We start from the raw sequence: 25,807 nt of genomic DNA, 5'->3' as shown, positions 1-25,807 counted from the left end.
TCTCCCGCTCCTTTTCCCGTTACTACAAAGTATTTAAGGAAGAACGAACATGGCTGCTAAAGAAGTTAAATTCGGCGACTCCGCCCGTAAAAAAATGCTGGCCGGTGTAAACGTCCTGGCTGACGCAGTAAAAGCGACCCTGGGCCCTAAAGGCCGTAACGTGATCATCGAGAAGAGCTTCGGCGCTCCGACCATCACCAAGGACGGCGTTTCCGTTGCCAAAGAAATCGAGCTGAAAGATCGCTTCGAAAACATGGGCGCGCAGCTGGTTAAAGACGTTGCCTCCCGTGCCAACGATGACGCTGGTGACGGTACTACCACTGCAACCGTTCTGGCTCAATCGATCGTCAACGAAGGCCTGAAAGCCGTCGCTGCCGGCATGAACCCGATGGACCTGAAGCGCGGTATCGACAAAGCGACCATCGCCATTGTCAAAGAGCTGAAATCCCTGGCCAAGCCATGCGCTGACAGCAAGGCGATCGCTCAGGTAGGTACCATCTCTGCCAACTCCGATAGCTCCATCGGCGACATCATTGCCGAAGCCATGGAAAAAGTCGGTAAAGAAGGCGTGATCACTGTTGAAGAAGGCTCGGGCCTGGAAAACGAACTGTCTGTTGTTGAAGGCATGCAGTTTGACCGTGGCTACCTGTCCCCGTACTTCGTCAACAAACCAGAAACCATGACTGCCGAGCTCGACGGTCCGCTGATCCTTCTGGTCGACAAAAAGATCTCCAACATCCGTGAACTGCTGCCAGTTCTGGAAGCTGTTGCCAAAGCCGGTCGCCCATTGCTGATCGTATCCGAAGACGTTGAAGGCGAAGCCCTGGCGACTCTGGTTGTGAACAACATGCGCGGTATCGTGAAAGTCGTTGCTGTTAAAGCACCTGGCTTTGGTGATCGTCGCAAGGCAATGCTGCAGGACATCGCTGTTCTGACTGGCGGTACCGTTATCTCCGAAGAGATCGGTCTGAGCCTGGAAAGCGCTACCCTGGAACACCTGGGTAATGCCAAGCGCGTTACCGTAACCAAAGAAAACACCACCGTTATCGACGGTGCTGGCGTTGAAGCTGACATCCAGGCTCGTGTGACTCAGATCCGTGCTCAAGTGGCTGATACCACTTCGGACTACGACCGTGAAAAACTGCAAGAGCGTCTGGCCAAGCTGTCTGGCGGCGTAGCAGTGATCAAGGTTGGCGCTGGCTCTGAAGTAGAAATGAAAGAGAAGAAAGCCCGCGTTGAAGACGCCCTGCACGCAACCCGTGCAGCCGTTGAAGAAGGCGTGGTACCTGGCGGTGGCGTGGCACTGGTTCGCGCTCTGCAGGCAATCGCTGATCTGAAAGGCGACAACGCTGATCAGAACGTTGGTATCGCACTGCTGCGTCGTGCTGTTGAAGCACCTCTGCGCCAGATCGTTGCCAACTCCGGTGACGAGCCAAGCGTAGTTGTCGACAAAGTTAAGCAGGGTTCGGGTAACTACGGTTACAACGCAGCCACTGGCGAATACGGCGACATGATCGAAATGGGTATCCTTGACCCGGCTAAAGTGACTCGTTCGGCTCTGCAAGCGGCTTCGTCGATTGCCAGCCTGATGATCACCACTGAGGCGATGATCGCTGAGATCCAGGAAGACAAACCAGCTGGCGGCATGCCAGACATGGGCGGCATGGGTGGTATGGGCGGCATGATGTAAGCCAGCCTTACCCCGTTACGCAAAAGCCCCGCCTGAGTCATCAGGCGGGGCTTTTTTGTGGCTGGTCGTTATCTGGCAGGTATTGAGAAAAGTACACGTCTGACACTGTGCGTCGTTCGCCATCGCGAGCAAGCCCACTCCCACGACAGATCCTGTCAGCATCCAGTCTTGGGTTTACCCCCAAACCAGTGGGAGCTGGCTTGCCTGCGATGGCATCAGCCGCAGGTTGACTGACACTGCGCGTCGCCCCAAGCCCGCTCCCGCAAAAGCGATGGTTTACCGCTGGGAAAGCTGCTCCGGGATTCCCTGCGTTGGCTTCCAGCCCAACAATTGCTGTTTATAGCCGTGGCTCGCGCCCTGATAGTAGGCAATCGCCCGTTCAATCAACGGATCGGTCGCCGGTACGCGGGACTCAACACTGGTGGTCAACGCTTCGTCGTGGCGACGCAGGCCCTGACGCGGGCTGAGAATGGCCAGGTCTTTACCGTCAAACAAACCCAGGTGCTGGTAGTTGCCCACTACCACCCGTGGTGGCAACGGATTGTCCTGGAGCAGGTTGCGACCGAAGAAAGTCGACTGGTAGTCCAGGTTCAGCAAGCCGAGCAAGGTTGGGGCAAGATCGATCTGGCTGGCCAGTTGCGCGTTTTCCCGCGCTTCGATCAGTTTGGGCGCATAGATAAACAGCGGGATCTGATAGTTGGTGATCGGCAAGTCTTCCTTGCCCGCACTGCCTGCCGTGTGATCGGCCACGAACACAAAGATCGTGTTATCGAACCAGGGCTTTTTGCGCGCTGCGTCCAGGAATTGGCCGATGGCGTAGTCGGTGTACTTCACTGCGCCGTCGCGACCATTACCCGACTTGATGTCGATCCGGCCTTCCGGGTAGGTGTAGGGGCGATGGTTCGAGGTGGTCATCAGTTGCAGCAAAAAGGGTTTTTGTTGCGCATAGTCTGTATCGGCCAGCTTCAGGGTTTCGCGGTACAGGTCTTCATCGGCCATGCCCCACGCGTTCTTGAAGTGGATATCGGCTTCATTCACGCTGCTTTGGTCAACCACGCGGTAACCGTTGCCGCTGAAAAAGGCGTTCATGTTGTCAAAGTAACCGCGTCCGCCATAGACGAACACGCTGTCGTAACCCACACCTTTAAGCTGCTGGCCCAGGCTGGCAAAACCGCTTTCACGGCCGATGCGCTTGACGATGGAGCGCCCCGGCGTCGGCGGAATGGCCAGGGTGATAGCTTCCAGGCCGCGGTCGGTACGGGTGCCGGTGGCATAGAAGTTATTGAAGTACAGGCTTTCCTTGCGCAGTTGATCCAGATTTGGCGTCAGGTTGCGGCCATCGCCGTTGCTGCCCAGGTATTTGGCGCTGAAGCTTTCGATCGTCACCAACACAATGTTGGGCTGACGCGCAGTGCCCGGATTGTCGATATTGCGACGGATATCCAGCGGGTCCTGGCCAACAAACGTAGCGTTGGGCTCCGTCAACTCTTTGCGCAATTGTTGGGCCACCACGTCGGTCGGCAAGCTGGCATAAAACTGCTGGTAATCCAGCTCGTTGTTACGGAACGCGGCGAAGAACTGATACGGGCCATTGCTTGCCAGTTCATGCTGATAGGCATTGCCACCCTGACCCCGTGGGCCGTCCTGATCGAGCAGTTGCAGGCTCAGGCCAGCTACCAGCAACAGACTGGCGAAGGCAGCGATGCGAGAGCCAACGGTTGGCAGCGGAGCATTCATGGCCGCGTTGAACGGTTTGCGCAGAACAAGGCTCAACACAATGGCAGTCAGGGCAATGGCACTGAGCAGTATGCCAATGGGGTAGGACTCCAGTACGTTGTTCAGCACTTCATCGGAATAGACCAGATAGTCCACGGCGATAAAGTTGAAGCGCACGCCGAACTCATCCCAAAACAGCCACTCGGCGACGGCCGTGAACAGTATGGCAAACAGACTGACGGTCAGCAGGCCTTGCAGAAACCACTGATGGCCTCGACGACGCCACAGGCCGGGCGGGCATAACAGCAGGTACAGGCCCAGAGGCAGGGCGGCATAGGCCAGAAAGCCGAGGTCATAAAGCAAGCCAATGCCAAACACCGGAAGCCAGTTGTTACCAGCCTCTCCCAGGTGGGTGACCAGCAGAACGCCTCGGGTAATTAGAAAAGTCGCCAGCCAGCAGCCAGTCAACAGAAGGAGGTAGCGCATTGGCGCAGTGTGCAGCAGACGCATTGTTGTTTTTCCTTAAACGCGAGGGTGCGGGAGTGTGCGGGCGCCACTGTATTGAGTTTGTGAACCGATAGTAAAAAAAATGTCATTTTTGCAGATGCGACAACTAAATTGTCTGTGCGCCCTGCGGTGCTGGCCCTGCGCGGTTCTTGGCCTTAAGCTGCGCGGGCCAAGACGGCCGTAACTGTGAACGGAGAGAATACCCATGCGAATTCTATTGGTTGAAGACAACCGCGATATCCTCGCCAACCTGGCGGACTATCTGGGGCTCAAGGGCTATACCGTTGACTGCGCCCAGGATGGTTTGTCAGGTTTGCACCTGGCGGCCACTGAGCACTACGACCTGATTGTGCTCGACATCATGTTGCCGGGTATCGACGGCTATACCCTGTGCAAGCGCCTGCGTGAAGACGCTCGTCGCGATACGCCGGTGATCATGCTGACTGCCCGCGACCAATTGGACGACCGCCTGCAAGGCTTCAAGTCCGGTGCCGATGACTACCTGCTCAAGCCGTTTGCCCTGTCCGAACTGGCGGCGCGGATCGAGGCGGTATTGCGTCGCGCCCAAGGCGGAGGTCGACGGGAGTTGCAGGTCGCGGAGCTGCGTTACGACCTCGATACCCTCGAAGTGACCCGTGAAGGGCGTTTGCTCAAGCTCAACCCGGTGGGTCTCAAACTGCTCGCGGTATTGATGCAAAAAAGCCCTCACGTGCTGCGCCGCGAAGTTCTGGAAGAGGCCCTTTGGGGCGACGACTGCCCAGACAGCGACAGCCTGCGCAGCCATGTGCATCAATTGCGCCAGGTGATCGACAAGCCTTTCGACAAGCCTCTGTTGCAAACCGTGCATGGTGTTGGCTACCGCCTCGCCGAGCTTCGCGATGGAGTTTAAGCAAAGCCTTTCCCGGCGGATCATCATTGCCTTTGCCTTGATGAGCGCCCTGGTGGCAGGGACATTTGCGGTGGGCATTATCGCCACCGTGCATCTGGTTGAAGAAAAACTCATATCGGCCGGTCTGGGCGGTGATTTGCAGCGCCTGTTGCTGATGGACAACGGCGCAGAGTGGAACCACAGGCCTAAACCGAGTCAGCTGTTTTATTTCAGTGGCGGGCGTGGCGATTTTGCTTTGCCCAAGGACCTGCGCCATCTGGACCCGGGATTCCATGAGGTATTTCGCGATCAGCTGTCGTATCACGCGATGGTTGAAGTGGTCGATGGCCGGCGTTATGTCCTGCTGCAAGACCAGAGCGATTTTGAAGAGCGTGAGCGCGTGCTGTTTGCTGTGGTGGTGGTCGGTTTTGTCCTGGCCCTGGCATTGGCCGTCTTCCTGGGCTGGACGCTTGCACGTCGCGTAATGGCGCCGGTGGTGCGTCTGGCGCGTCAAGTTCGCCATCGAGATCAACTGCTGGGGCTGGCCCCGCCCCTGGCCCCGGACTATGCCGCTGATGAAGTGGGCGAGCTGGCCGTGGCGTTCGACGCTACCCTGGGTCGCCTGCGCGACACCCTGACCCGCGAACGTCTGTTTACCAGTGACGTAAGCCACGAATTGCGCACCCCGCTGATGGTAGTGGCCAGCTCCTGCGAACTTCTGCTGGAAAGCCCGTCGCTGGATCAGCGCAGTCGCTCACAGGTCGAGCGCATATCCCGTGCGTGCGAAGAAATGCGTGAACTGGTGCAGACCTTCCTGATGTTGGCCCGCGCGCAACATGAAGATGCCAGCATGTCGCCCACGGTCACGCTCACCACCGTGGCCGAAGGCCTGATCAGCCTGTGGCGAGAGCCCATCGAGGCCAAAGGCCTTGAATTGATTTACGAACCCGGCAATCCGCTGGATACGCGCTATAACGCGACCTTCCTGCACGCGGTGATGGGCAACTTGCTGCGCAATGCGTTGCACTACACCGATAAGGGCTTTATCCGGTTGACCCTGGAGCCCAGCGGGTTTGTGGTGGAAGACAGCGGCGTTGGTATCCCGGAAGAAAAACGCCAGGCCATGTTTCAACCCTTTGTGCGCGGTAGTGAAAAACGTGGCGAAGGGCTGGGTCTGGGGTTGTCGCTGGTGCAGCGAATCTGCGATAGCCAGGGCTGGCGCGTGACCCTCACCACAATGGAGCCAAACGGCTGCCGTTTTCGCGTCGAGCTCGGCCCGCCCGACGCCTGAAGTCCTTCCCGCGGCCTGCGTTCTGCAGGCCGCTTTACGTCATGGTTGATTCGTATATGGCCCCGCGCCAGTATTTGCGCGATGTAAAACCCTGCAACATTTGTGTGGGACGCATAGACGGAATTTTCACCTGATGATGACCTGACGCTTACGTTCTCCTGAATAAGGTAGCGCCTATATGCTTCAGGAGCACCGTCATGAATCCCATCATCAAACTCAAGTTCTCAGAAAAGTATGACCAGCAGCACGCGGCCGAATACCTGATCAAGCACCAGGATGGTCTGGCTCGCCGTCTCTCGCACAAGCGCGATGAGCAACTGGCCCGCCGCGCTCTTCACCTGGCCGGTGAACCTCGGGTTGTCCTGGATTTGCCCTGTGGCGCCGGGCGTTTCTGGCCGTTGCTGGCGCAAATGCCTAACCGGGAAATCATTGGCGCCGACAACTCGGCCTCCATGCTGGAGGTCGCGGCACTGGCGCAACCGGCCGAGGTGGTGAAACGGGTACGGCGCTTGCAGACGTCTGCATTTGAAATAGATATGCCGGACAACTCCGTTGACAGTATTTTTTGCATGCGTCTGCTGCACCATATTGGTGATGCAAGTCACCGGATGGCTCTACTGCGCGAGCTTCATCGTGTCAGCCGGGACAGTTTGATCATTTCGCTCTGGGTGGACGGCAATTTCAAGGCCTGGAAACGCAAGCGTCTTGAGCGTGAGCGCGCTGTGGAACAAGGGCAGGAGGGTTACCAAAACCGCTTCGTGTTACCAGCTGTTACAGTGGAGTCTGAGTTTAAAAAGGCTGGTTTCGTCATTCAGGATCATTTGGACTTTATTCCGCTTTACGCGATGTGGCGGGTTTACGTACTAAGAAAGAGATAATTCATGACCGTTGATTTTGTACAGCAATCCCCCTCTGCGACTGAAGACCGATTTGAGTTTTACTGGAATCAAAAAGGCGAATGGGTTGAAGAGCCCAACCAGCGTCGCGGTGGCGAGAGTGGTGTACAACGCATTCACGATGCCAACGAGCGTTTGCTCTATGTAAAACGTCAAGTAGGGCACACCTACCGCAGCTGGCGCTATCCGTTGGGTCGCCCGACGGTATTGCGTGAACGCGATGCGTTACTGGCCATGAACCGGCTATCGGTTGGCGTGCCAGAGCTGGTGTACTGCGGGGCCCGGCAAGGGGCAGACAAGCAGTGGCGAGCATTGCTCGTAACCGTCGCTCTGGACGGTTTTGTTGAAATCGACAACTGGTATGCCGCTGGCGAGCGTGAGCGTTGGGGGGAGGCGGTACATGATCGTGTACTTGAGGCCATTGGCCAGACCCTTGCGCGCATGCATCTGGGCCGCTGGCAACATGGCTGCCTGTACGCCAAGCATGTGTTTGTGCGAGTGACAGGGCAGGGTGAAAACCCACAGGTAGAGGTGGCTTTGCTGGACCTTGAAAAAAGCCGGCAACGACTGACTGCTCATAAAGCAGCCTCCCACGACCTTAAGCAGCTTCGCCGCCATTCGTCGTGGAACGCCACGGAGTGGGACAGACTGATCTACTTTTATAAGACGGTGTTTGGCAGCGCCATCAAAGGTTTACGGTGATGAAGCGAGAAATAGCACGAAGTTTGTTTCTGCTGGGAGCTCTGGTCATTGCTGGCGTGGCAGTGGCCGCATGGGAACAGCCAGTGACCCAAGTGTTAAGTGGGCCCCCGACAGGGGCTCACTGCCCGCTGCCGCGGGTAGTGAAAGTGGCAGTAGCGACAAAGCCCGATCACGATCTGCTGCTGTTCATGTTTGGAATGAGCCAAGGGATGAAGAAGTAACGGCAAAAACCCTGTAGCCGCTGCCTCGTTCCTTCGGCAGCGGCTACACAGATTTTTGTCATCTGCTACATCACATGCAGATGGTTGTCCCACAGCCCGGACGGTAGATCCAATGGCTTGGCGCTCAGATCGCTCTGACGGCAATCATAGAATCGGCAACGGCCCTGGCCGGACGTCACCACAAATCCATCCTGTACCGCACCCACCCCCGCACAGTCCGGCAATGGCGCATCCAGACGCAAAGCACCGCTGTCCAGATCCCACACGAAAAATCGATTGCCCCGCGGAGCGGTCAGCGCAACCAGCCGCAATTCACTGTGGACCGCGACACTGGCCGTGTAATGGCCCATGGCACGCAGTTGCTGCTCGGCCACCGGAAAGGGCTTAAATGGCTGGCCAGGACGCTTGATGGCCAACAATTCGGAAAGCTCATGGGCGTCGCCCATGAATTGCTGGCAGGCGACGATTGTGCCGTCACTGGCGATGCCCAAATGGCGCACGCTGTTCATCTGCTGGCTCAGGGTTTCCTTGCTGAGCAATGTGCCGTCGCGTTGCATCAGCACCAGGCTGGGCTCCATCGCATTCAGGTTCATCTCGACCCGGCTTTCGGCTTCGGTGCGAATGCCGCCGTTGGCCACCACCAGCGTTTCACCGTCAGGCATCCAGGACACTTGATGCGGACCCACGCCGTGGGTAGGGATTTCGCCACTGTGGACCAGACGTGCGCCCTCAAAGCGATAGACCCCCAGCAAGCCACGGCCCGGGTCAGTGGTGTCGTTTTCGGTGGTGTAGAGCCACTCGCCATCTTTGTGGATGACTGCGTGGCCATAGAAGTGGCGGTTGGGCAGGGAGGTCAGTGTTTGCAGCAACTGCCCGTCTGCGAGGTTGATCAGGTAGCTTTCGGTGCCGGGGCGCCGAGCTACAAACAACGCAACGGGCAGTGTCGGGTGGTTGATGATGTCATGGCAGCGCTGGCCTACCTGCGTGCTAAAGACCTGAGTGCCATCCAGGCGATAACCGACAGCAAAGTGATTGCCGTCCACATCGTCGCGGGCACTCAAGAGCAAGGGACTACGGTCTTTTTGCTTGAACAGGGACCAACCGCCCAGCGTGATCGCGCTGAGCAGTAAACCGCCGAGCTTGAGAGCTTGCCTGCGCATCATCGAACCCTCCTTCATCAATCGCCGTCGTTGGCGTTAAAGCCCAGCTGGATACCCAGCGCTTTGGCCAGCTCGCCTTCGTGCAGGCGGTGAACCACGTTCAGGCTGTCATAGATAGCGTTCAGTTGAGCGCGCCCGGCGTCGTCTGCCAGCAGCTCATTGAGTGTGCGCTGGTTGTCATTGAACAGCTTGAGCGAGGTTGCATAGGCCGCATCGATCTTGTCAGCCAACGGTTTTTGCTCGGCAGGCAACAGGCTGCGCAACCCTTTGTTGTCGACACCCGCCCACACGCTCTGAGCGGCAGATAGGCTGGCGGCCAGGCTTTTGAGCGATGACTCGCTGCGCCATGCATCAGCCTGGAATGGCTGCGGGATGCCCTTGCTCTGACGGCCCATTGGGGTGCCGAGTTTTTTCTTCAGGGTATCGAGGGCCGTGACCTGTACACGCAGCACATCTGCAATGGCTTCGTGGGAGTCGGCATAACGCTGGTTAGGGAACTTGCTCATTTGCGCGAGCATGCCATCGGTGCTGTTCCAGCTGGCGAGGATTTCTTCGGCCAGTTGCTTCTGACGTTCGCCAATGGCGGTCAGCAGCGGGCAGTAGCGCGCTTTTTGCGAATCGTCAGCGAGGTTGATATTGCTGTCGAACAGAATGTATTCGTAAGCCGACAGGCCTTGCACCACAACGCTGGATTTGGCCAGGGCTGCTGCATCGATCTGTGGCTGGGCAATCACCAGTTGCTCAACCTGACGGCCGACCAGATTCTTTTTGTCTGGCCAGAACTGTACCTGCCACGAACGATTGCCTTCGGCCAACGGCCCGATCAGTAAAGGCTGCAGCTCGGCCCAGGCTTTTTGCGCATGCAGAAAATCGGCTCTGGCAGTCTCCAGGTTTTCCTTGCCTTGGCAGTAAGCCAGTGCGCTGACGGCCAGTTGGCGGTCAGCTTCAACCCAGCGGCTGTACGTCGGCAAGATCACTTGCTTGGCGATGGCTGCCGAGGTGACGGCCTGCGGGTCTTGTGGCGAGCATGCGGCCAGGGCGATAGCGGCAAGGCTGGTGAACAACAGCTTGGGTCGAAACATGTCGGGGTCCCCGATCTTGTAAAGCGTTAAAGAGAGTTCAGGAACGCCAGCAACGCAGCGCGCTGCTCGGCATTAAAGCGTAAAACCTGCTGCTTGGCCGGTTCGGCTTCGCCGCCATGCCAGAGCACGGCTTCCATCAGGTTGCGAGCACGTCCATCGTGCAAAAACTGAGTATGACCACTCACTGCCTGGGTCAAACCAATGCCCCACAACGGTGGCGTGCGCCAGTCGCGGCCGGTGGCGGCGAACTCGGTGCGGTTGTCGGCAAGGCCGGGGCCCATGTCGTGCAGCAGCAAGTCGCTGTACGGGCGAATGACCTGATTGGCCAGTTCGGGCTCGGCAGCGTTGGCGGATGTAGTGAATACAGGGGTGTGGCATGAAGCGCAGCCCGCCTGGAAGAACAGGTTTTTACCGGCCAGCACCTGGGGCGCGCCGACATCACGGCGGGCAGGTACGGCCAGGTTACGGGTGTAGAACTCCACCAGGCGCAGGATGTTGTCGCTGACCTCGGGTTCGCCATCAGGGCCGTTCCCGTTGGGCGCTTCGAGACAGGCGGTTTGAGCCTTGGTGCAATCATCGAAGGGTCTCAAGGAGGTCGTGAGCCCCATATCACCAGAAAAGGCGTGAACATTTTGTTGATTGAGGTTCGGTTGGCCCGCTTTCCAGCCAAATCGACCCAGAACCGTCTTTTGCTGCGCGTCATCCCACACCCAGTTGGGGCGCCCGGCGATGCCGTCACGGTTTTTGTCCTGTTCATCGGCATTGGCCAGGATCGCCTCGTTCGGGATGGCTTCGAGCAGCCCCAGGCCTATCATCGGCGGCGCGATGCGAGCCGAAAAACGTGTGTCGGGGTGCATCGGGCCATAACCCAGCTGGGTGATTTGCAGCGTGGGTTTGCGCAATTCGACTTCAGTGCCGTCCTTGAAGCGCACGGTAACGGGTTCGTAGTCGACCCGTACCTTGCCCTCGGGAGCTACGCCGGGTACGGACATGTCCTGCAACTGACCGCCATAGACCGGCTCGGGAACGATACCGGCCTGCTCGATGAGCGTGGCGTAAGCGGGGTCGTTGGGGATCGATAACCGAACCAGCATCGACACGGAATTCTTTGCGCCGGGCGCTGGCGGGTGGCCGCGGCCATCCTTGATGTGGCAGTTTTGACAGCCATTGGTATTGAACAGCGGGCCCAGGCCATCACGTGCGGTGGTGGTGGAAGGTGCTATGACCCAAGGGCTGCGAAAGAAACTGTTGCCGACGCTGAAATCCAGACGCCGGGTGGGCGAAAGGTTGGCCGAGGGCATGGAAAACGCATTGTGATCGGTTTTACGCACCGTAGCAGCCCCGCCGGAGCGGGCTTCGCCGGGCTCGGGTTTGGTAAAGCGCGGGGCATCATCACAACCGCCAAGGCCAAAGGCCAGTAGCAGCAGGGACAGGCGAAGAGGCAACGAAGGCATCAAACGTCCAGATCAGTGAGCTAAATCGAGGGCGCAAAGTTTATCAGGGAAGGTGAATTGAAATAAGAGGGATTAGCGTTTGGATTGATATGTGGCAAGCAAGCTCATGGGAATGGGCTTGCTTGCGATGGCAGCCAGTGCGGTCTGGAGGTTAAATCCTACATGACATGGTAATACAATAGGTATTTCCCACGGAATAATCAGAGATGAACGATATAAGGTATTTTCTTTGAATACTATGCTCTCCAAAAAACGGAACGAAATATGAAAATACTTATAGTCGTGTTCATAGTGGGTGCGATTTCTGGTTGTGCAAATGGCCAGTTATTACCTAAAGCGTACAGTCCGGAACTTGCTTGTAAGTGTCAGACAGATCCGTGTGGTGATTATTGCCTGCACCCGCCAGCGGTATTTAAAAATTAGTGATGCCGCAAAGGGTAGGCCAAGATTGGGGACTGGTGAGTTAAAACTCCCATAGGGTGAAGGGCACTCTGTCCGGTAGGATATTGATCACTTTGAATGTTCTTTTTTCATGCGACCGGGTGTATGTCCAGGCAGTGTCCTGTATGGGTTTGCTGTGAACCTGATTGCTATCGGTCGACCAGGCAACAGCTTTATTCTCTTGAGTTAACAAGTTTCCATCTAGTAGTAGTGTCAATCTAAAACGCTTTTTCGGATATGAGATGTTGTCCGGTGGGCATCATTTTATTTGGCGGCAGCAAGGGCGTGTCGCTGGCTTGGAATGGAGTGTAATTAATAGCTATGTTTTTGGCTTTGATTTAGTCAAGTTTAAGGGCGGTGATGGCTATGTATTTATTATTTACAGAGGCGTTAGCAGTTTGACTGCGAATGCGTCATATCTGTTTTGCAAAAGCACTTCTGTATAAGGGCGAAACCCACAAAAAAGGCGACCCGAAGGTCGCCTCATTGTTCACTCACTCAAACCCTGCAGATCAAAACTCGTGATCGGCGTTGTCCGGGTTCAGGTCGCTGATGCCCAGCTTGCCAGCGGCTTGCTCGATGGCACCGGTCTGCTTGACCAGGGCTGCAATGGCATCACGAACCACCTGGTTGCCCGCTGCGTTATCCGCTGCGATCAACTGGTCGTAGTGCTCGCCCTTGTTGGCGCGGTCAACCATGACCTGGATCTTGGCTTCTGTGTCGGCCAGATCGGACTTCAGTGTCGCGTCTGCAGCCGGGTCAATCACGACCACCAGCGACGACAGGCTTGGGCCGGTCATTTTAGTGCCGTCAGCGCGCAGGTACTCGCCCAGGTACACGTTACGAATGCCCTTGGCATCGTAGAAGTGCGAGTTGTGGGTGTTGTCGCTGAAGCAGTCCTGCTCGTCTTCAGGGGAGTTGGCTTCCAGTGACACTTTCATACGCTCGCCGGCCAGTTCGCCCAGCGACAGGCTGCCCATGCCGAACAGCATTTTGCGCAGACCGTTTTGTACCGGCTCGGCTTCAAGCGTGGCGCGGTAGTTGTCGGCAACGTTGGGTGCCCAGTTGCCGACCATTTCGTCGAGGTCGTTAACCAGCAGTTGGGTCACGGCTTTCAAGTAAGCGCGACGGCGTTCGTTGTGGCCGCCAGTGGCGCCTTCGCCTTCCAGGTAGTCGGAAGCAGGGCGGTTGCCTGCACCCGGGCCTGTGCCGTTGAGGTCCTGGCCCCACAGCAGGAATTCGATTGCGTGATAACCGGTAGCCACGTTGGCTTCGGAACCACCCAGCTCGTTCAGGCTGGCCAGGGTTTCCGGAGTGATTTCGGTGACGTCGACCTTGTCTTCGCCGATCTGAATCTGGGTGTTGGCGATGATGTTGGCGTTGGCACCCGGGTTGCCCAGTGCGCCTGCATAGTTGGCGTCAACGTAGTCGATCAGGCCTTCGTCCAGCGGCCAGGCGTTAAGTTGGCCTTCCCAGTCATCAATGATGGTGTTGCCGAAGCGAAACACTTCGCTCTGCAGGTAAGGCACACGGGCTTCAACCCATGCAGCGCGAGCGGCTTTCAGAGTGTCGTCGTTGGGCTTGGCCAGGAACGCATCGATAGCGGTTTGCAGTTTTTTGGCAGTGCTTTCAGCATCGCTGTATACGGCGTGAACCATGTCGGCGTAATGCGCAACGACGGCCTTGGCGGCAGCTTCGTCGACTTTGGCTGCGCTGATGTCAGCGGCTGGCGTCGCGGTGCTGGTGGCGGCTGCTGGCGTAGGGGCTGCGGCGGTTTTTTCCTTGTCCTTGTCGCCACAACCGGCGAGTGAGATAGCAATGGCCAGCAGACTGGCGGTTGCCAGAGGCATACGAATCATGGCGAAAATCCTGCTTCGAGAGGTGGGACAAGCGTGCGGCTGCACGCGAAACTGCCACATAATGCGAAAGATATGCATTTTGTGTAAAGAGATACTGTTGGAAATATTTCTTATTTACCGCAGGCCGCACCGGGTCTTTGCCGATTTTTGAAATATGGATTTACATATTGGCGGCCTTGTCACGTTTGGCCTGCTTCAGATAAGCGACCAACTCCCGCGAGCCAAGGGGTTTGCTGTACAAATAGCCCTGGCCTTCATGGCAGCCTTCGCCGATGACGTAGGCTTCCTGATCAATGGTTTCAACCCCTTCGGCAATCACCTGCATGCCAAGGCTTTTACCCAGCTGGATGATGGCGCGCACGATAGTGGCATCGTCGCCGTCGTCGATCAGGTCCTGAACAAAGCTTTTATCGATCTTGATTTTGTCCAGCGGCAGGCTTTTGAGGTAACTCAATGACGAATAGCCGGTACCAAAATCATCAATCGCAATCAACGCGCCGGAGCGACGAAGGCTCAGCAGGTGCTGGGCGGCGGTGCTGATATCTTTCATCAGGCTGGTTTCGGTGACCTCCAGTTCCAGGCTGCGCGGCGGCAAGCGGTGGCGCTGCAGGAGGTTGTTGACCACTCGCGGCAGTTCGACGTGGTGCAACTGCACCGTGGACAGATTGACCGCCATGCGCAGTTCACTGAAGCCTTGATCATGCCATTCGCGCAGTTGGCGGCAGGCTTCGTCCATTGCCCATTCACCGATGGCAATGATGCTGCCGTTTTTCTCGGCCAGCGGGATGAACAGATCGGGCGGAACCAAGCCGTGTAGCGGGTGCCGCCAGCGCAACAGGGCTTCGACGCCGACCACCCGGTGGTCGCTGTAACGAATTTGTGGCTGGTAGACCAGGGAGAGCTGGTTGCACTGCAGGGCTTCACGAAGGTCTTTTTCCAGCTCGCGCATACGCCGCATCTCGCGGTCCACGCTGGCAATATAAAACTGATAGCGGTTGCGCGAGTAACTCTTGGCCAGCGTCATGGTTTGCTCGGCTTTTTGCAGCAACTTTTCAGTGGTGTCGCCATCTTCGGGAAACAGCGTGATACCGATAGTGGCGCGCAAGCGGATGTTTTGCTGGTCAAGACAGAAGGGTGATTCAAGGTCATCCAGAATGCTCTGGGCCAGTTCGGCAGCTTCGTAGGGCTGTTCGATATGGGCCTGAATCAGCGCAAACTGATCGCCACCCAGGCGTCCCAGAGCGCCCAGGCTTCCACTGTGGGCGCGCAAGCGATCGGCCAGAGCCTGCAGCAGTTGATCTCCCGCTTGATAGCCGAACTGCTCGTTGATGCCTTTGAAGTCGTCCAGCCCCACGCAAAGCACAGCGACGCGGCGTTGCAAACGGCCAGCATCGGTCAGGATCTTGCCTAATTGCCCCTGCAGCTGCTGGCGATTGGGCAGGCCGGTCAGAAAGTCATACTGGGCCATGCGCAGCAAGGAACTTTCAGCTTCGTGACGCAAACGGTTGTTGCGTTCAATGGATGCGAGCAACTGGTTGGAAGTGTTGACCCAAACACCCAGTTCATTGTGCTCGTGACCTTTGAGCAGGGGGATCACGTGCTCGCTGGGGCGGTCCGGATTAATACTGGTCAGGTGGCCGATGACTTTGGAAAGCGGCTTGGTCAGCAACCACTGATACACCGAATACAGCACCAGCCCCATCAGCAGGGCACGCAACAGTCCGGAGAGCAGCATGACCGCTGAATCGGCCAGTAACCCTTCGCCGTAACTGGCGGTGTCGAGCGTGATGCTCAGGTCGCCGTAGTACTCGCTGTAAGGCCCCTTGCCTACTAGAGGAATACTGAACGTGTGCTCCTGACCCAGAATCATGTCGGTCACCCAGCGGCTCGATGAGTGTTGCAGCGCCCGTGATTTTTCGGCGAGGGCCGTCTCATTGGGATGGCCGATGGACGCGTTGCGCACGGCTCCATCCTGGAACATGCCTTCGATGACCTGCATGGCCATGTCGCGGTCCAGGCTATACAGCGCTTGAGTCGACGGGTCGCGAAACATGTCCAGGATACGTCCGGCATCTACCGTGACGGCTTGTCGAACCCTGTAGGCGTCAAAGACAATTTGCGCGCAGCTCAATACTCCACCTACGACCACTGCTGACAGCAGTGCGATGCGGAGCAACTTCAGTGACAAGCTGTTCTTGAATTGCAGCTTCAAAGCACTTTTCCCTGTTCCTTGCCGGTATTGCCTGTGGCCTTGTAGGTTGACGATTCACGACAGGTGCGAAAGCAATAAATCCACAACGCTCACAATCGCTACTGTGTCGGTATTTTCACTTCGAACTTGAGGTGCGCTATTAAAATACACAACGCTTTCATACTAGCTGGCCCGGACTCGGCGAGCGGCTCTTTTGAAACTTTAAATCAGACCAAAAAAAACCCGGCAATGCCGGGTTTTTTTACCTGGAGTCAGGCTCAGGCAGTGAAGGCTTTACCTTCGAACTGCTCAGCGACGAACTTCCAGTTAACGAGGTTCCAGAACGCCTCAACATACTTCGGACGTACGTTGCGGTAGTCGATGTAGTAAGCGTGTTCCCAAACGTCGCAGGTCAGCAGCGGGGTGTCGCCGCTGGTCAGCGGGTTGCCGGCGCCGATGGTGCTGGCCAGGGCCAGGGAACCGTCAGCTTTCTTCACCAGCCAGCCCCAGCCGGAACCGAAGGTGCCGATGGAGGTTTTGCTGAATTCTTCTTTGAACTTGTCGAACGAGCCGAAAGCAGCGTTGATGGCATCCGCCAGCGCGCCGGTTGGTTCGCCGCCGGCGTTTGGCGCCAGGCAGTTCCAGTAGAAGGTGTGGTTCCAGACCTGAGCGGCGTTGTTGAAGATACCGCCCGAAGAGGTTTTAACGATCTCTTCCAGGGTTTTGCCTTCGAACTCGGTGCCTGGCACCAGGTTGTTCAGGTTCACGACGTAGGTGTTGTGGTGCTTGTCGTGGTGAAACTCCAGGGTTTCTTTGGAGATGTGCGGCTGCAGGGCATCGTGTGCGTACGGCAGCGGCGGCAATTCGAAAGCCATGATGATTCTCCTAATCAGGTCAGTTGCGATGAGCGCAAGGCCGATCACGGGCGGCCAAACACGCGCCGATGAGTTTTTACTCTTTGCGGCGCAGGGGCTGGATCATAGCACCGGGGTGAAGGCATAACCACGCGACAACTGTGTGGGATAGACGTTTCAGCACTTTTGGCGATGTTTTTTGTGACCTGCGCGCGGGCTCAGCCAGAGACGATCAACTGCACCGCCACCGCATACATCATCACCGCCACCAGCAGGTCCAGCACACGCCAGGTATTTGGCCGTGCCAGCCACGGGGCCAGCCATGCGGCGCCCAGTGCCAGAGTGAAAAACCACATCAGCGAAGCACTCGCCGCGCCCACGACATAGGCCCCTGGCACGCTTTGCTGCGCGCCGAGCGAGCCAATCAGCAAAACCGTATCCAGGTACACATGGGGATTGAGCAGGGTGACGGCCAGCGCGCTGAGCATCACGGCCTTGAGCGAGCGTGCAGTCTGGCCGGCGGATTGCTCAAGGCTCGACTTGGCGAACGCACGACGCAGCGCCTGCGTGCCGTACCACAGCAGGAACACCGCGCCACCCCATCGCGCCACGCTGAGCAACAACGGGTTCTGCGCCAGAAGGGTCGCCAGGCCGAAGACCCCGGCCGCCACCAGCAGGGCATCGCACACTACACAAAACGCGGCCACGGGCAGGTGGTGTTCACGACGCAGGCTTTGTGCGAGGACGAATGCATTCTGGGTGCCGATGGCCATGATCAGGCCGAACGCGACCAACAGGCCATTGAGGTAGCTTTGCCACATAAGAATTACTCGTCGTGTGCAGGCGGGAGAAGGTTGTTGCTGGCTATTGTCCGGCCCTTGGATGTATAAGAAAAACCAATATTGCTGATCGCTCATTAGGAAAACTGATGTTCGACTATAAATTGCTCTCGGCCCTGGCCGCGGTAGTAGAACAAGCCGGGTTTGAACGGGCCGCTCAGGTACTGGGTTTGTCACAATCGGCCATCTCCCAGCGCATCAAGTTGCTGGAAGCGCGCATCGGTCAGCCGGTGCTGATCCGCGCCACGCCGCCGACGCCGACCGAGATTGGCCGTCGCCTGCTCAACCATGTGCAACAAGTGCGCTTGCTGGAGCGTGACCTGCAAAGTGCAGTGCCGGCGCTGGATGACGAGGGGCTGCCCGAACGCCTGCGCATTGCCCTGAATGCCGACAGCCTGGCCACCTGGTGGGCACCGGCGGTGGGTGATTTTTGTGCCGAGCAGCACCTGTTGCTGGACCTGGTGGTTGAGGATCAGACCGTTGGCCTCAAACGCATGCGCGCCGGTGAAGTGGCTGCCTGCCTGTGTGCCAGTGAGCGGCCGGTGGCCGGGGCCCGTAGCGTGCTGCTGGGCGCCATGCGCTATCGGGCACTGGCGAGCCCGGCTTTTATTGCACGGCATTTTCCTGAGGGTGTGAGCCCGGCGTTGCTGTCAAAAACACCAGCCCTGGTGTTTGGCCCGGATGATTTTCTGCAACACCGCTACCTGGCCGCACTGGGCGTAGACGGTGGATTCGAACACCATTTGTGCCCGTCCTCCGAAGGGTTTATCCGTTTGGCCGAGGCGGGTCTGGGATGGGGGCTGGTCCCGGAGTTGCAAGTGCGCGAACAGCTTGAATGTGGACGTCTGGTGGAGCTTTTGCCAGATAAACCCATCGACGTGCCACTGTACTGGCATCATTGGCGTAATGGCGGACAACTGCTGAGTCAACTGACTGAACATTTATCTCGTTCGGCAGCCCGCTGGTTAGTGCCTTTGGCCTGATAACCGGCGTTTAAAGAGCAAGCAGCAAGAATTACAGCATTTGGAGTGATTGATGAAGATTCTGGTCACCGGCGCGAGCGGCTTTATCGGTGGACGCTTCGCGCGCTTTGCCCTGGAGCAGGGCTTTGACGTGCGGGTCAGCGGGCGACGGGCTGAGGGTGTTGAACACCTGGTGCGGCGTGGGGCTGAATTTATCCCGGGTGATTTGACCGATGGCTTGCTGGTGCGTGACCTGTGTGTCGATGTCGACGCTGTGGTGCATTGTGCTGGCCATAGGGGCGCCTGGGGGCGTTATCAGGACTTCCACCGTGACAACGTGCTAGTGACCGAGAACGTGGTTGAGGCCTGCTTGAAGCAGCGGGTGCGCCGCCTGGTGCATTTGTCCTCTGCATCCTTGTACTTCGATGGCCGTTCCCACACCGACCTCACCGAAGAACAGTTGCCCAGGCGTTTTCGGCACCCCTATGCCGCGACCAAAAACCTGGCGGAGCAAAAGGTGTTCGGTGCCCAGGAGTTCGGCCTTGAAGTGATTGCCCTGCGTCCGCGGTTTGTCACGGGGGCGGGGGATATGAGCATGTTCCCGCGCTTGTTGAAAATGCAGCGCAAAGGTCGCCTGGCCATCGTGGGCAACGGCCTGAACAAGGTTGACTTCACCAGTGTGCAAAACCTCAACGAGGCGTTGATGAGCAGCTTGTTGAATACGGGTTCGGCCTTGGGCAGGGCCTACAACATCAGTAATGGCACGCCCATCCCGTTGTGGGATGTGATCAATTATGTGATGCGCCAAATGAACGTGCCGCAAGTAACCCGTTATCGCGGCTACGGCCTGGCCTACAGTCTGGGCGCGCTGAGCGAAGTCGGCTGCAAGCTGTGGCCGGGCCAGCCCGAACCGTCACGTTCGCGTTTGGGCGTGCAGATCATGGACAAAGACTTTACCCTCGACATCAGCCGTGCCCGGCATTACCTGGACTACGACCCCAAAGTCAGTCTGTGGGCCGCACTGGATGAGTTCTGTGGCTGGTGGAAAGCTCAGGAATCGCCGTACCGATAAATGCTTGTAACTGAGCGCTATTTTTGAAGGTTTACCATGCGTAACGATGCCCGCGACGACTTTGAACATGTCCCGACCTTGCGCGCCGATGCCCATGATCATGATGAGCTGGCGCCCACGGACGCTGCTCGTGAGCGCACCACGGTTTATTCACGCAATACACCGGTGATCAAGGTCAAGGGTCCGAGTACCGGGCCTTTGTGGACGTTGATCTGTGCCTTGCTGCTTGCCGTGGGCGGGCTTGCCTGGTGGAGCTTTCAGCAGATCTCGCTGATGGAGCAGCAACTGGTGGCGACCCAGGAAAGCTTTGCCCGCATCAGTGAAGATGCGGCGGGGCGGTTGCAGGCCATTTCCGGCAAGGTGGTGGCCAGCGAGTCGAGCATCAACAATGGCAGCGAAGCCCTGAAGTTGCAGATCAAGCAGCTCGAAGAGCAGCTTCTTGAGCAGAGCAAACGTCAGCAGGGTGTTGTGGCGGGGCAGCAGGGCGAGCTGGATCAGCGCTTTGAGCAGATCAATGCGGCGATGGTGCTGCAGGTGACGGCGCAAAAAGAAACCCAGGCCAGGCTCGAAGCCGAGTTGAAAGCGTTGGGTGCTGAGTTGTCGACGCTCAAGACCGGTGTCGCGCAACAGGCTGTAGACGTGGCCGCCCTGAAAAAACAAGGTAATCCGAGTGTGGCGCTCGAGCGTCTGGAACAAGACATGATCGTGCTCAAGAGCGAACTGGAAAACCGCCCGGCACCTGCCCAAGGCGCCAATGCAGCGGAGTTTGACGTGTTTCGCGCCCAGATGACGCGCAACATCAATACCCTGCAAAGCCAGATTCAGAACTTGCAGAAGCAGATCAGCGCCCGCCCGTAAATCGCAACACTGAACGTGTGGGAGCGGGCTTGCTAGCCCCCACACGTCCCACTACTTCGCCTTGTCTTCACGCCCACGCAGCACCTGATTGGGCATCGCCAGCGCCGCAGCCAGCCCCAGCAACGACACCGCAGCGCTGATGGTCAGCAGGTGGCGGAAAGTCAGCAGCAGTTCTGCCCGCAGGCTATCCAGCGCGGGGCCCTGGACCGCGTTCAGGCTGTCGAGCAACACATTCCCCGAGCTGCCTTCACCGATCAAGGGTTGCCCCATGACCGGTGACAGTATCGAGTCGTGCAGCAACGCCAGCAGCAGGGCCGACATCAAGGCGACCCCCATCGCACCGCCCAAGGCGCGAAACAGATTGGTGGTGCTGGTCGCCACGCCAATGTCTTGCTGCTGCACCGAGTTCTGCGCGCCCACCAGCGAGGTTGGAAACTGCATGCCCGAAGCGATCCCGCTGAAAAGCATGAATACGGCGCTCAACAACTCTGCGCTTGGCGGGCTGAAAGCCATTCCCAGGATGGACAGGGGCATCAGCACGGCACCGGCTAAAATCATCGGTTTGTAGCGTCCGGTTACCGAAGTCCTGCGCCCGGCAAAATAGGCCCCGATCGGCAAGCCTATGGCCAGAGGCAGCAGGTGCAGGGCCGCGCTGTCGGCCCCCGCGCCGGTGATGCTCTGATAACGCAACGGCATGAGCACAATCAGGGAAATGGCCTGGAAGCTGGTGAAAAATACCGTGCACCAGCACAGCACCGCATTGCGATTGGCAAACAGGTGCATGGGCAGCAACGGTTCAGTCGTGCGACGTTCATGCCACACAAACAGCCCCAGCGCGATCAGTGCAACCGCCAGAAACCCGGCGACCTGATCATCGCGCCAGCTATGGCCCTGGCCGATAAACGTGATGCTCAGCAGCAGCGACGTCAGGCCCACGATCATCAGCATCGTGCCCAAGTAGTCAATAATCGGCTTGCGTTGCGGGACAGGTAGCCCGACCAGCGTGCGATAGGAGATCCACCAGGCCGCGAGACCCAGAGGCAAATTGATTAAAAATACCCAGCGCCACGACAGATACTCGGTCATGTAACCACCCAGTACCGGCCCCGCGACGCTGGCCAGGGCATACATGCTGCTGAAGTAGCCCTGATAGCGACCCCGTTCGCGTGGTGGAACGATGTCGCCGATGATCGCCTGGCTCACCGATATCATCCCGCCAGCACCAATCCCCTGAATGATCCTTGCCAGGACCAACTGCTCCATGTTCTGCGCGAGCCCGCAAAACAGCGAGGCGAGGGTAAAGAGCCCCATGCCGAACAGCATCAGGCGCCTGCGCCCGTACAAGTCGCCGAGCTTGCCGTAAATTGGCACGGCCACTGTCATGGCCACCATATAGCCCGAAATCACCCACGCGAGCTGACTGACATCCTTGAACTGGGCGGAAATGGCGGGCATGGAGACGGCGACAATGGTTTGATCCAGTGCTCCCAGGAAAATCGCCAGCATCAGGGCGATCAGGATGCTGCGAATTTCAGGCTTGGTCTGGGGTGGCTGATTCAAACTGGTCACGAAAACACCTGTGGGCGGCAAACCTATGGCGGAATGCCGTTAGTCTACTCGATAGCCTGCTATTCGATAGCCTCGTAAGGGAGCCCCACGTAATTTTCTGCAATGGTCGTGCGCCCCGCCCGGGAGTCGACGAAGTACGCCAGTTCACTGTCAGCAATACGCTGGCTAAAGCCGTCACTGTCGGGGAAACGGTGCAACATCGAGGTCATCCACCACGAGAACCGTTCAGCCTTCCAGACGCGCCTCAGGCACACCTCGGAATAGCGTTCCAGCAGATCGGTGCGACCTTCGCCGTAGACCTTGAGCAGAATATTGAACAGTGTGCTCACATCGCTGGCGGCCAGGTTCAAACCCTTTGCTCCGGTCGGCGGCACGATATGCGCGGCGTCGCCCACCAGAAACATGCGCCCGAACTGCATCGGCTCGACCACAAAACTGCGCAGTGGCGCGATGCTTTTTTCGATGGACGGCCCGGTGATCAAGCGCTCGGCCAACGCCTTGGGCAGGCGGGTTTTCAGCTCGTCCCAAAAGCGTTGATCAGACCAGTCCTCGACCTTTTCCTGTACCGGGACCTGCAGGTAATAACGGCTGCGGGTTGCCGAACGCTGGCTGCACAGGGCAAAGCCGCGTTCGTGTTTGGCATACACCAGTTCGTCGTTGACCGGCGGCGTATCGGCCAGTACGCCGAGCCAGCCGAAGGGATACACACGTTCGAAGATTTTCAGGACATCACTGGGAATCGACTGACGCGACACGCCGTGAAAACCATCGCAGCCGGCAATGTAATCGCAGTCCAGGCGCCAGCTTTCGCCCTCTTTATCGAATGTGACGTACGGCGTATCGGTTTTCATCCCGTGGGGTTGAACGTTGCTGGCGCTGTAGAGGGTCTGCGCCCCGGCTTCCTCCCGAGCGGCCATCAGATCGCGGGTCACCTCGGTCTGGCCGTAGACCATCACTGTTTTGCCGCCGGTCAGGCCTTTGAGGTCGATATGCACCTGACGGTTATCCAGGGCCAGTTCAAAGCCGTCATGGACAAGCCCTTCAGCGTCCATGCGCTGACTGACACCGGCCTGGCGCAACAGGTCGACCATGCCTTGCTCCAGCACTCCGGCGCGAATCCGCCCCAGGACGTATTCGCCGGTCTGGCGTTCGATGATGACGTTATCGATACCGGCGTTATGCAGCAGTTGACCCAGCAGCAGGCCTGAAGGACCGGCGCCGATAATAGCGACTTGAGTTCTCATTATTGTTCTCTCGCGCAGCCTCGTCCGCAGGGGACGAGTGGGTTCTTATTAATTTATGCTTGTATTTTTCGCTTGCGAGAGAAGCAATAGAAGGTGATAAGCACGTTAATACCGGTACTTTTCGCTAATCGGTGCGATTATCGGCTTTCAGGAATAACTTCAGAACGGGCGCCCATGAATCCTTCAATCCCGGTGTTCAAGCTGTACGGCGAGCAGCAGGACTGGCTTGGCCCCGACCTGTTGCACTGCGAAACCATCTCGCTGCGCAGCCGCGTCCACGACTGGGAGATCCATCCCCATCGGCATGCCGACCTGTGCCAGTTGCTCTATGTCCACACGGGCAGGGCGCGGGTTGAAGTCGAAGGCCAGTTTCATGTTCTGGAGCAATCCGCCATCCAGATCATCCCGCCGCTGTCTGTACACGGGTTTCAGTTTTCGCCGAACGTTGAGGGTTTTGTACTGACGCTGGCGGCTCCGTTGGTGGCTCAACTGCAAGCGCAGCTGGGCGGATCAGTGAGCTTGCTGCAACGGGTCGCCAGTTACCCGGCTGGCAAGGATCGCGATTACCTCAACAACCTGTTCAGTGAGCTGCAAAGTGAGTATGTCGGCGCGCAACCCGCCCGCGACATGCTCTTGCAATCGCTGATCAGTGTGCTGCTGGTGTGGGTCACTCGCCAGGTGATTCAGCGCCGTGAAGCCAAGCAGGTGCCATCACGGGGGCGTGAGTACCTGAGCGTGTTCAATCAACGGGTCGAGACACAGTTTTGCGAGCAACCGAATGTCGAGCAACTGGCGCATCAGGTAGGCATTTCAGTGGCGCACCTGAACAGTATCTGCCGCGAGCTGGCGGGGCAGTCGGCGTTGCAGATCATTCATCAACGGATTTTGCTGGAGGCAAAGCGGCATTTGATTTACACGCCGATGACCATCAGCGAGGTGGCTGACAGTCTGGGCTTTGCTGACCCGGCGTATTTCGCGCGGTTTTTCCGGCGCCTGAGCGGAACATCACCCAGCGCCTTTCGAACAGGTCGGGCTGACGGCATCAGCCCGACCTGATGCTCCGGGGCTTCCTTACCTCAGAGCGCTGAACATGGCATTGCAGTGCGCGCCATTGCAACTGGCGATCAATCCGGATGCTTGCCGGGTTTGCTCAGCGCGGTAGCAAGCGCCTGCAAACAGTACAGCGGCAGCGAAAACGACAAACACGGTCATGCATCTTGTTTTTGTTTTAGTAGTCATGGCATTTGCTCCCTGACGTCACAGACTTGAGGCTAGTTCAGACTTAGGTTCTTGCCATGCCAGTTGTACGAGGGGTTGTGCCCGATTTCATCCTTCAAATGGACTAGATGCGCCAGCGACTACGGGGCTCGGTTTACAAGTCTTTATCCCACGCCGGTTCATCGGTGAAGCGTTCGACGAGAAAGTCGAGCATGCTGCGCAAGGTTGCAGGCATGTGTTTGCGTGAGGCATACACCGCGTAAATGTTCATCAGGCGCGGTTCTGCTTCGGGCAGCAGGCGCACCAGTTCACCGCGTTGCACATACACCCCGGCCTGGTAGCTGGGCAGCAGCGAAACCCCCGCACCCGCCAGAGTGGCGCTCAACAAGGTGCTCGCTTCGTTGGCGCTGATGTTGCCTTGTACCGGGACCGACACGTCCTCACCGTGGAGGGTGAAGTGCCACAGGCTCTTGCCGTAGTAGGAGTGGGTCAGGCAGTTGTGTCGGCTCAGTTCGTCGACCTGCTGCGGCGCCGGGCGTTCGCGCAGATACGCCGGGGATGCACAGAGCACCGAGCGACAAACGGTAAGCTTGCGGGCGATCAGGTTCGGGTCCAGGTCATTGCTGGTGCGAATCGCCAGGTCGATGCGCTCGTCTACCAGATTCACCGTGCGGTCGAGCATCTGCAGATCAATGCTGACCTGCGGATAAAGCCGTACGTAGTCAGTCACTGCCGTAGCCAGTTGCGCCTGTCCGAACGAGGTGCTGACACTGATGCGCAACAATCCCCGTGGTGCATCGGTGGGCGCATCCACGGCGGCCTGCATGTCGTCAGCCAGCTCCACCAGTTGTCGGCAGCGGGGCAGAGTCTCATTGCCCGCAGCAGTCAGGCTCAACTTGCGCGTGGTGCGGTGCATCAAGCGTGCACCTACCCATTCTTCCAGCTCCGCCAGGTAGCGTGACACCACCGGGCGTGACAGATCCAGATGATCGGCCGCCGCTGACTGGCTGCCGAGGTCGACAACGGTAACAAACACACGCATTGCAATAAGACGATCCATGATCTGCCCGATATCTGAAACAAACTATGTTCAAGCATCGCATTTTTAGTTCG

At 57.9% G+C, this 25,807-nt stretch carries 21 protein-coding genes; 10 read left to right on the top strand and 11 right to left on the bottom strand.

All coding sequences use genetic code 11. From position 1 onward, the window contains the following. The first annotated feature begins 49 nt into the window (after positions 1-49). The gene (gene groL / locus KO536_RS00665) at positions 50-1,690 is read left to right on the top strand and encodes a chaperonin GroEL (RefSeq protein WP_095038382.1); all 1,641 of its coding nucleotides are present in this window, start codon (positions 50-52) and stop codon (positions 1,688-1,690) included. Between the two features lie 276 nt (positions 1,691-1,966). Here the strand turns inward: groL and KO536_RS00660 are convergent, their stop codons facing one another. Beyond that, positions 1,967-3,916: an LTA synthase family protein gene (locus tag KO536_RS00660; RefSeq protein WP_219260767.1), complete on the bottom strand. Its 1,950-nt coding sequence runs from the start codon at positions 3,914-3,916 to the stop codon at positions 1,967-1,969. A gap of 202 nt (positions 3,917-4,118) precedes the next feature. On the opposite strand from KO536_RS00660, the gene colR reads away from it, so the two are divergent. The 5 genes from colR to KO536_RS24165 all read left to right on the top strand — a co-directional run bounded on the left by colR (position 4,119) and on the right by KO536_RS24165 (position 7,891). Continuing rightward, entirely contained in the window at positions 4,119-4,802 is a 684-nt protein-coding gene (gene colR / locus KO536_RS00655; RefSeq protein ID WP_019827811.1) for a two-component system response regulator ColR, read from the top strand. Beyond that, complete coding sequence (locus KO536_RS00650) at positions 4,792-6,072, top strand: HAMP domain-containing sensor histidine kinase (RefSeq protein WP_219260766.1); 1,281 nt, start codon at positions 4,792-4,794, stop codon at positions 6,070-6,072. Before colR ends, KO536_RS00650 begins: the two co-directional genes overlap by 11 nt. Positions 6,073-6,269: 197 nt before the next feature. Beyond that, positions 6,270-6,950, top strand: a complete 681-nt coding sequence (locus KO536_RS00645) for a class I SAM-dependent methyltransferase (protein WP_133075798.1) — start codon at positions 6,270-6,272, stop codon at positions 6,948-6,950. Between the two features lie 3 nt (positions 6,951-6,953). Continuing rightward, positions 6,954-7,670: a lipopolysaccharide kinase InaA family protein gene (locus tag KO536_RS00640; RefSeq protein WP_133075797.1), complete on the top strand. Its 717-nt coding sequence runs from the start codon at positions 6,954-6,956 to the stop codon at positions 7,668-7,670. Then, positions 7,670-7,891: a hypothetical protein gene (locus tag KO536_RS24165; RefSeq protein ID WP_133075796.1), complete on the top strand. Its 222-nt coding sequence runs from the start codon at positions 7,670-7,672 to the stop codon at positions 7,889-7,891. Before KO536_RS00640 ends, KO536_RS24165 begins: the two co-directional genes overlap by 1 nt. A 65-nt stretch (positions 7,892-7,956) precedes the next feature. Here KO536_RS24165 and KO536_RS00635 read toward each other — a convergent pair whose 3' ends face one another. From KO536_RS00635 to KO536_RS00605, 7 genes are all read right to left on the bottom strand, one after another. Then, entirely contained in the window at positions 7,957-9,054 is a 1,098-nt protein-coding gene (locus KO536_RS00635) for a DUF1513 domain-containing protein (RefSeq protein ID WP_219260765.1), read from the bottom strand. Positions 9,055-9,068: 14 nt separating this feature from the next. Beyond that, positions 9,069-10,133, bottom strand: a complete 1,065-nt coding sequence (locus tag KO536_RS00630; RefSeq protein ID WP_133075794.1) for an imelysin family protein — start codon at positions 10,131-10,133, stop codon at positions 9,069-9,071. A 26-nt stretch (positions 10,134-10,159) separates the two neighbouring features. Further along, the gene (locus tag KO536_RS00625; RefSeq protein ID WP_133075793.1) at positions 10,160-11,587 is read right to left on the bottom strand and encodes a di-heme oxidoredictase family protein; all 1,428 of its coding nucleotides are present in this window, start codon (positions 11,585-11,587) and stop codon (positions 10,160-10,162) included. A 953-nt stretch (positions 11,588-12,540) separates the two neighbouring features. Beyond that, on the bottom strand, positions 12,541-13,887 hold the full coding sequence (locus tag KO536_RS00620) for an imelysin family protein (protein WP_219260763.1): 1,347 nt from the start codon (positions 13,885-13,887) through the stop codon (positions 12,541-12,543). A 160-nt stretch (positions 13,888-14,047) separates the two neighbouring features. Further along, entirely contained in the window at positions 14,048-16,099 is a 2,052-nt protein-coding gene (locus tag KO536_RS00615) for a bifunctional diguanylate cyclase/phosphodiesterase (RefSeq protein ID WP_133075791.1), read from the bottom strand. A gap of 257 nt (positions 16,100-16,356) precedes the next feature. After that, on the bottom strand, positions 16,357-16,953 hold the full coding sequence (locus tag KO536_RS00610; protein WP_019827796.1) for a superoxide dismutase: 597 nt from the start codon (positions 16,951-16,953) through the stop codon (positions 16,357-16,359). A gap of 197 nt (positions 16,954-17,150) precedes the next feature. Then, a complete protein-coding gene (locus KO536_RS00605) occupies positions 17,151-17,753 on the bottom strand; it encodes a LysE/ArgO family amino acid transporter (RefSeq protein WP_133075790.1) in 603 nt (200 codons plus the stop codon). A gap of 107 nt (positions 17,754-17,860) precedes the next feature. Here KO536_RS00605 and KO536_RS00600 point away from each other — a divergent pair, with 107 nt between their 5' ends. The 3 genes from KO536_RS00600 to KO536_RS00590 are packed head-to-tail and all read left to right on the top strand — an operon-like array spanning position 17,861 to position 20,663. Continuing rightward, positions 17,861-18,754, top strand: coding sequence for a LysR family transcriptional regulator ArgP (locus tag KO536_RS00600; protein WP_219260761.1), 894 nt, complete (start codon positions 17,861-17,863; stop codon positions 18,752-18,754). Positions 18,755-18,806: 52 nt separating this feature from the next. Further along, positions 18,807-19,805: an NAD(P)-dependent oxidoreductase gene (locus KO536_RS00595; protein WP_219260759.1), complete on the top strand. Its 999-nt coding sequence runs from the start codon at positions 18,807-18,809 to the stop codon at positions 19,803-19,805. Between the two features lie 36 nt (positions 19,806-19,841). Beyond that, positions 19,842-20,663 (top strand): ATPase, encoded by an 822-nt coding sequence (locus KO536_RS00590; protein ID WP_133075787.1) that lies wholly within the window; start codon positions 19,842-19,844, stop codon positions 20,661-20,663. Between the two features lie 51 nt (positions 20,664-20,714). Here the strand turns inward: KO536_RS00590 and KO536_RS00585 are convergent, their stop codons facing one another. After that, positions 20,715-22,232 carry an MDR family MFS transporter gene (locus KO536_RS00585; RefSeq protein ID WP_133075786.1) on the bottom strand — a complete coding sequence of 506 codons (1,518 nt, stop codon included), beginning with the start codon at positions 22,230-22,232 and terminating at the stop codon, positions 20,715-20,717. A gap of 59 nt (positions 22,233-22,291) precedes the next feature. Then, positions 22,292-23,476 carry a 4-hydroxybenzoate 3-monooxygenase gene (gene pobA, locus KO536_RS00580; RefSeq protein ID WP_219260758.1) on the bottom strand — a complete coding sequence of 395 codons (1,185 nt, stop codon included), beginning with the start codon at positions 23,474-23,476 and terminating at the stop codon, positions 22,292-22,294. Positions 23,477-23,650: 174 nt separating this feature from the next. On the opposite strand from pobA, the gene KO536_RS00575 reads away from it, so the two are divergent. After that, entirely contained in the window at positions 23,651-24,532 is an 882-nt protein-coding gene (locus tag KO536_RS00575) for a helix-turn-helix domain-containing protein (protein WP_133075784.1), read from the top strand. Positions 24,533-24,848: 316 nt separating this feature from the next. Here the strand turns inward: KO536_RS00575 and KO536_RS00570 are convergent, their stop codons facing one another. Further along, a complete protein-coding gene (locus KO536_RS00570) occupies positions 24,849-25,754 on the bottom strand; it encodes a LysR family transcriptional regulator (RefSeq protein ID WP_219260756.1) in 906 nt (301 codons plus the stop codon). Between the last annotated feature and the right edge of the window lie 53 nt (positions 25,755-25,807).

The sequence above is a fragment of the Pseudomonas sp. NKUCC02_KPG genome, assembly GCF_019345465.1.
Taxonomy (GTDB): domain Bacteria; phylum Pseudomonadota; class Gammaproteobacteria; order Pseudomonadales; family Pseudomonadaceae; genus Aquipseudomonas.
This window is presented reverse-complemented; position numbering and strand designations above follow the sequence as displayed.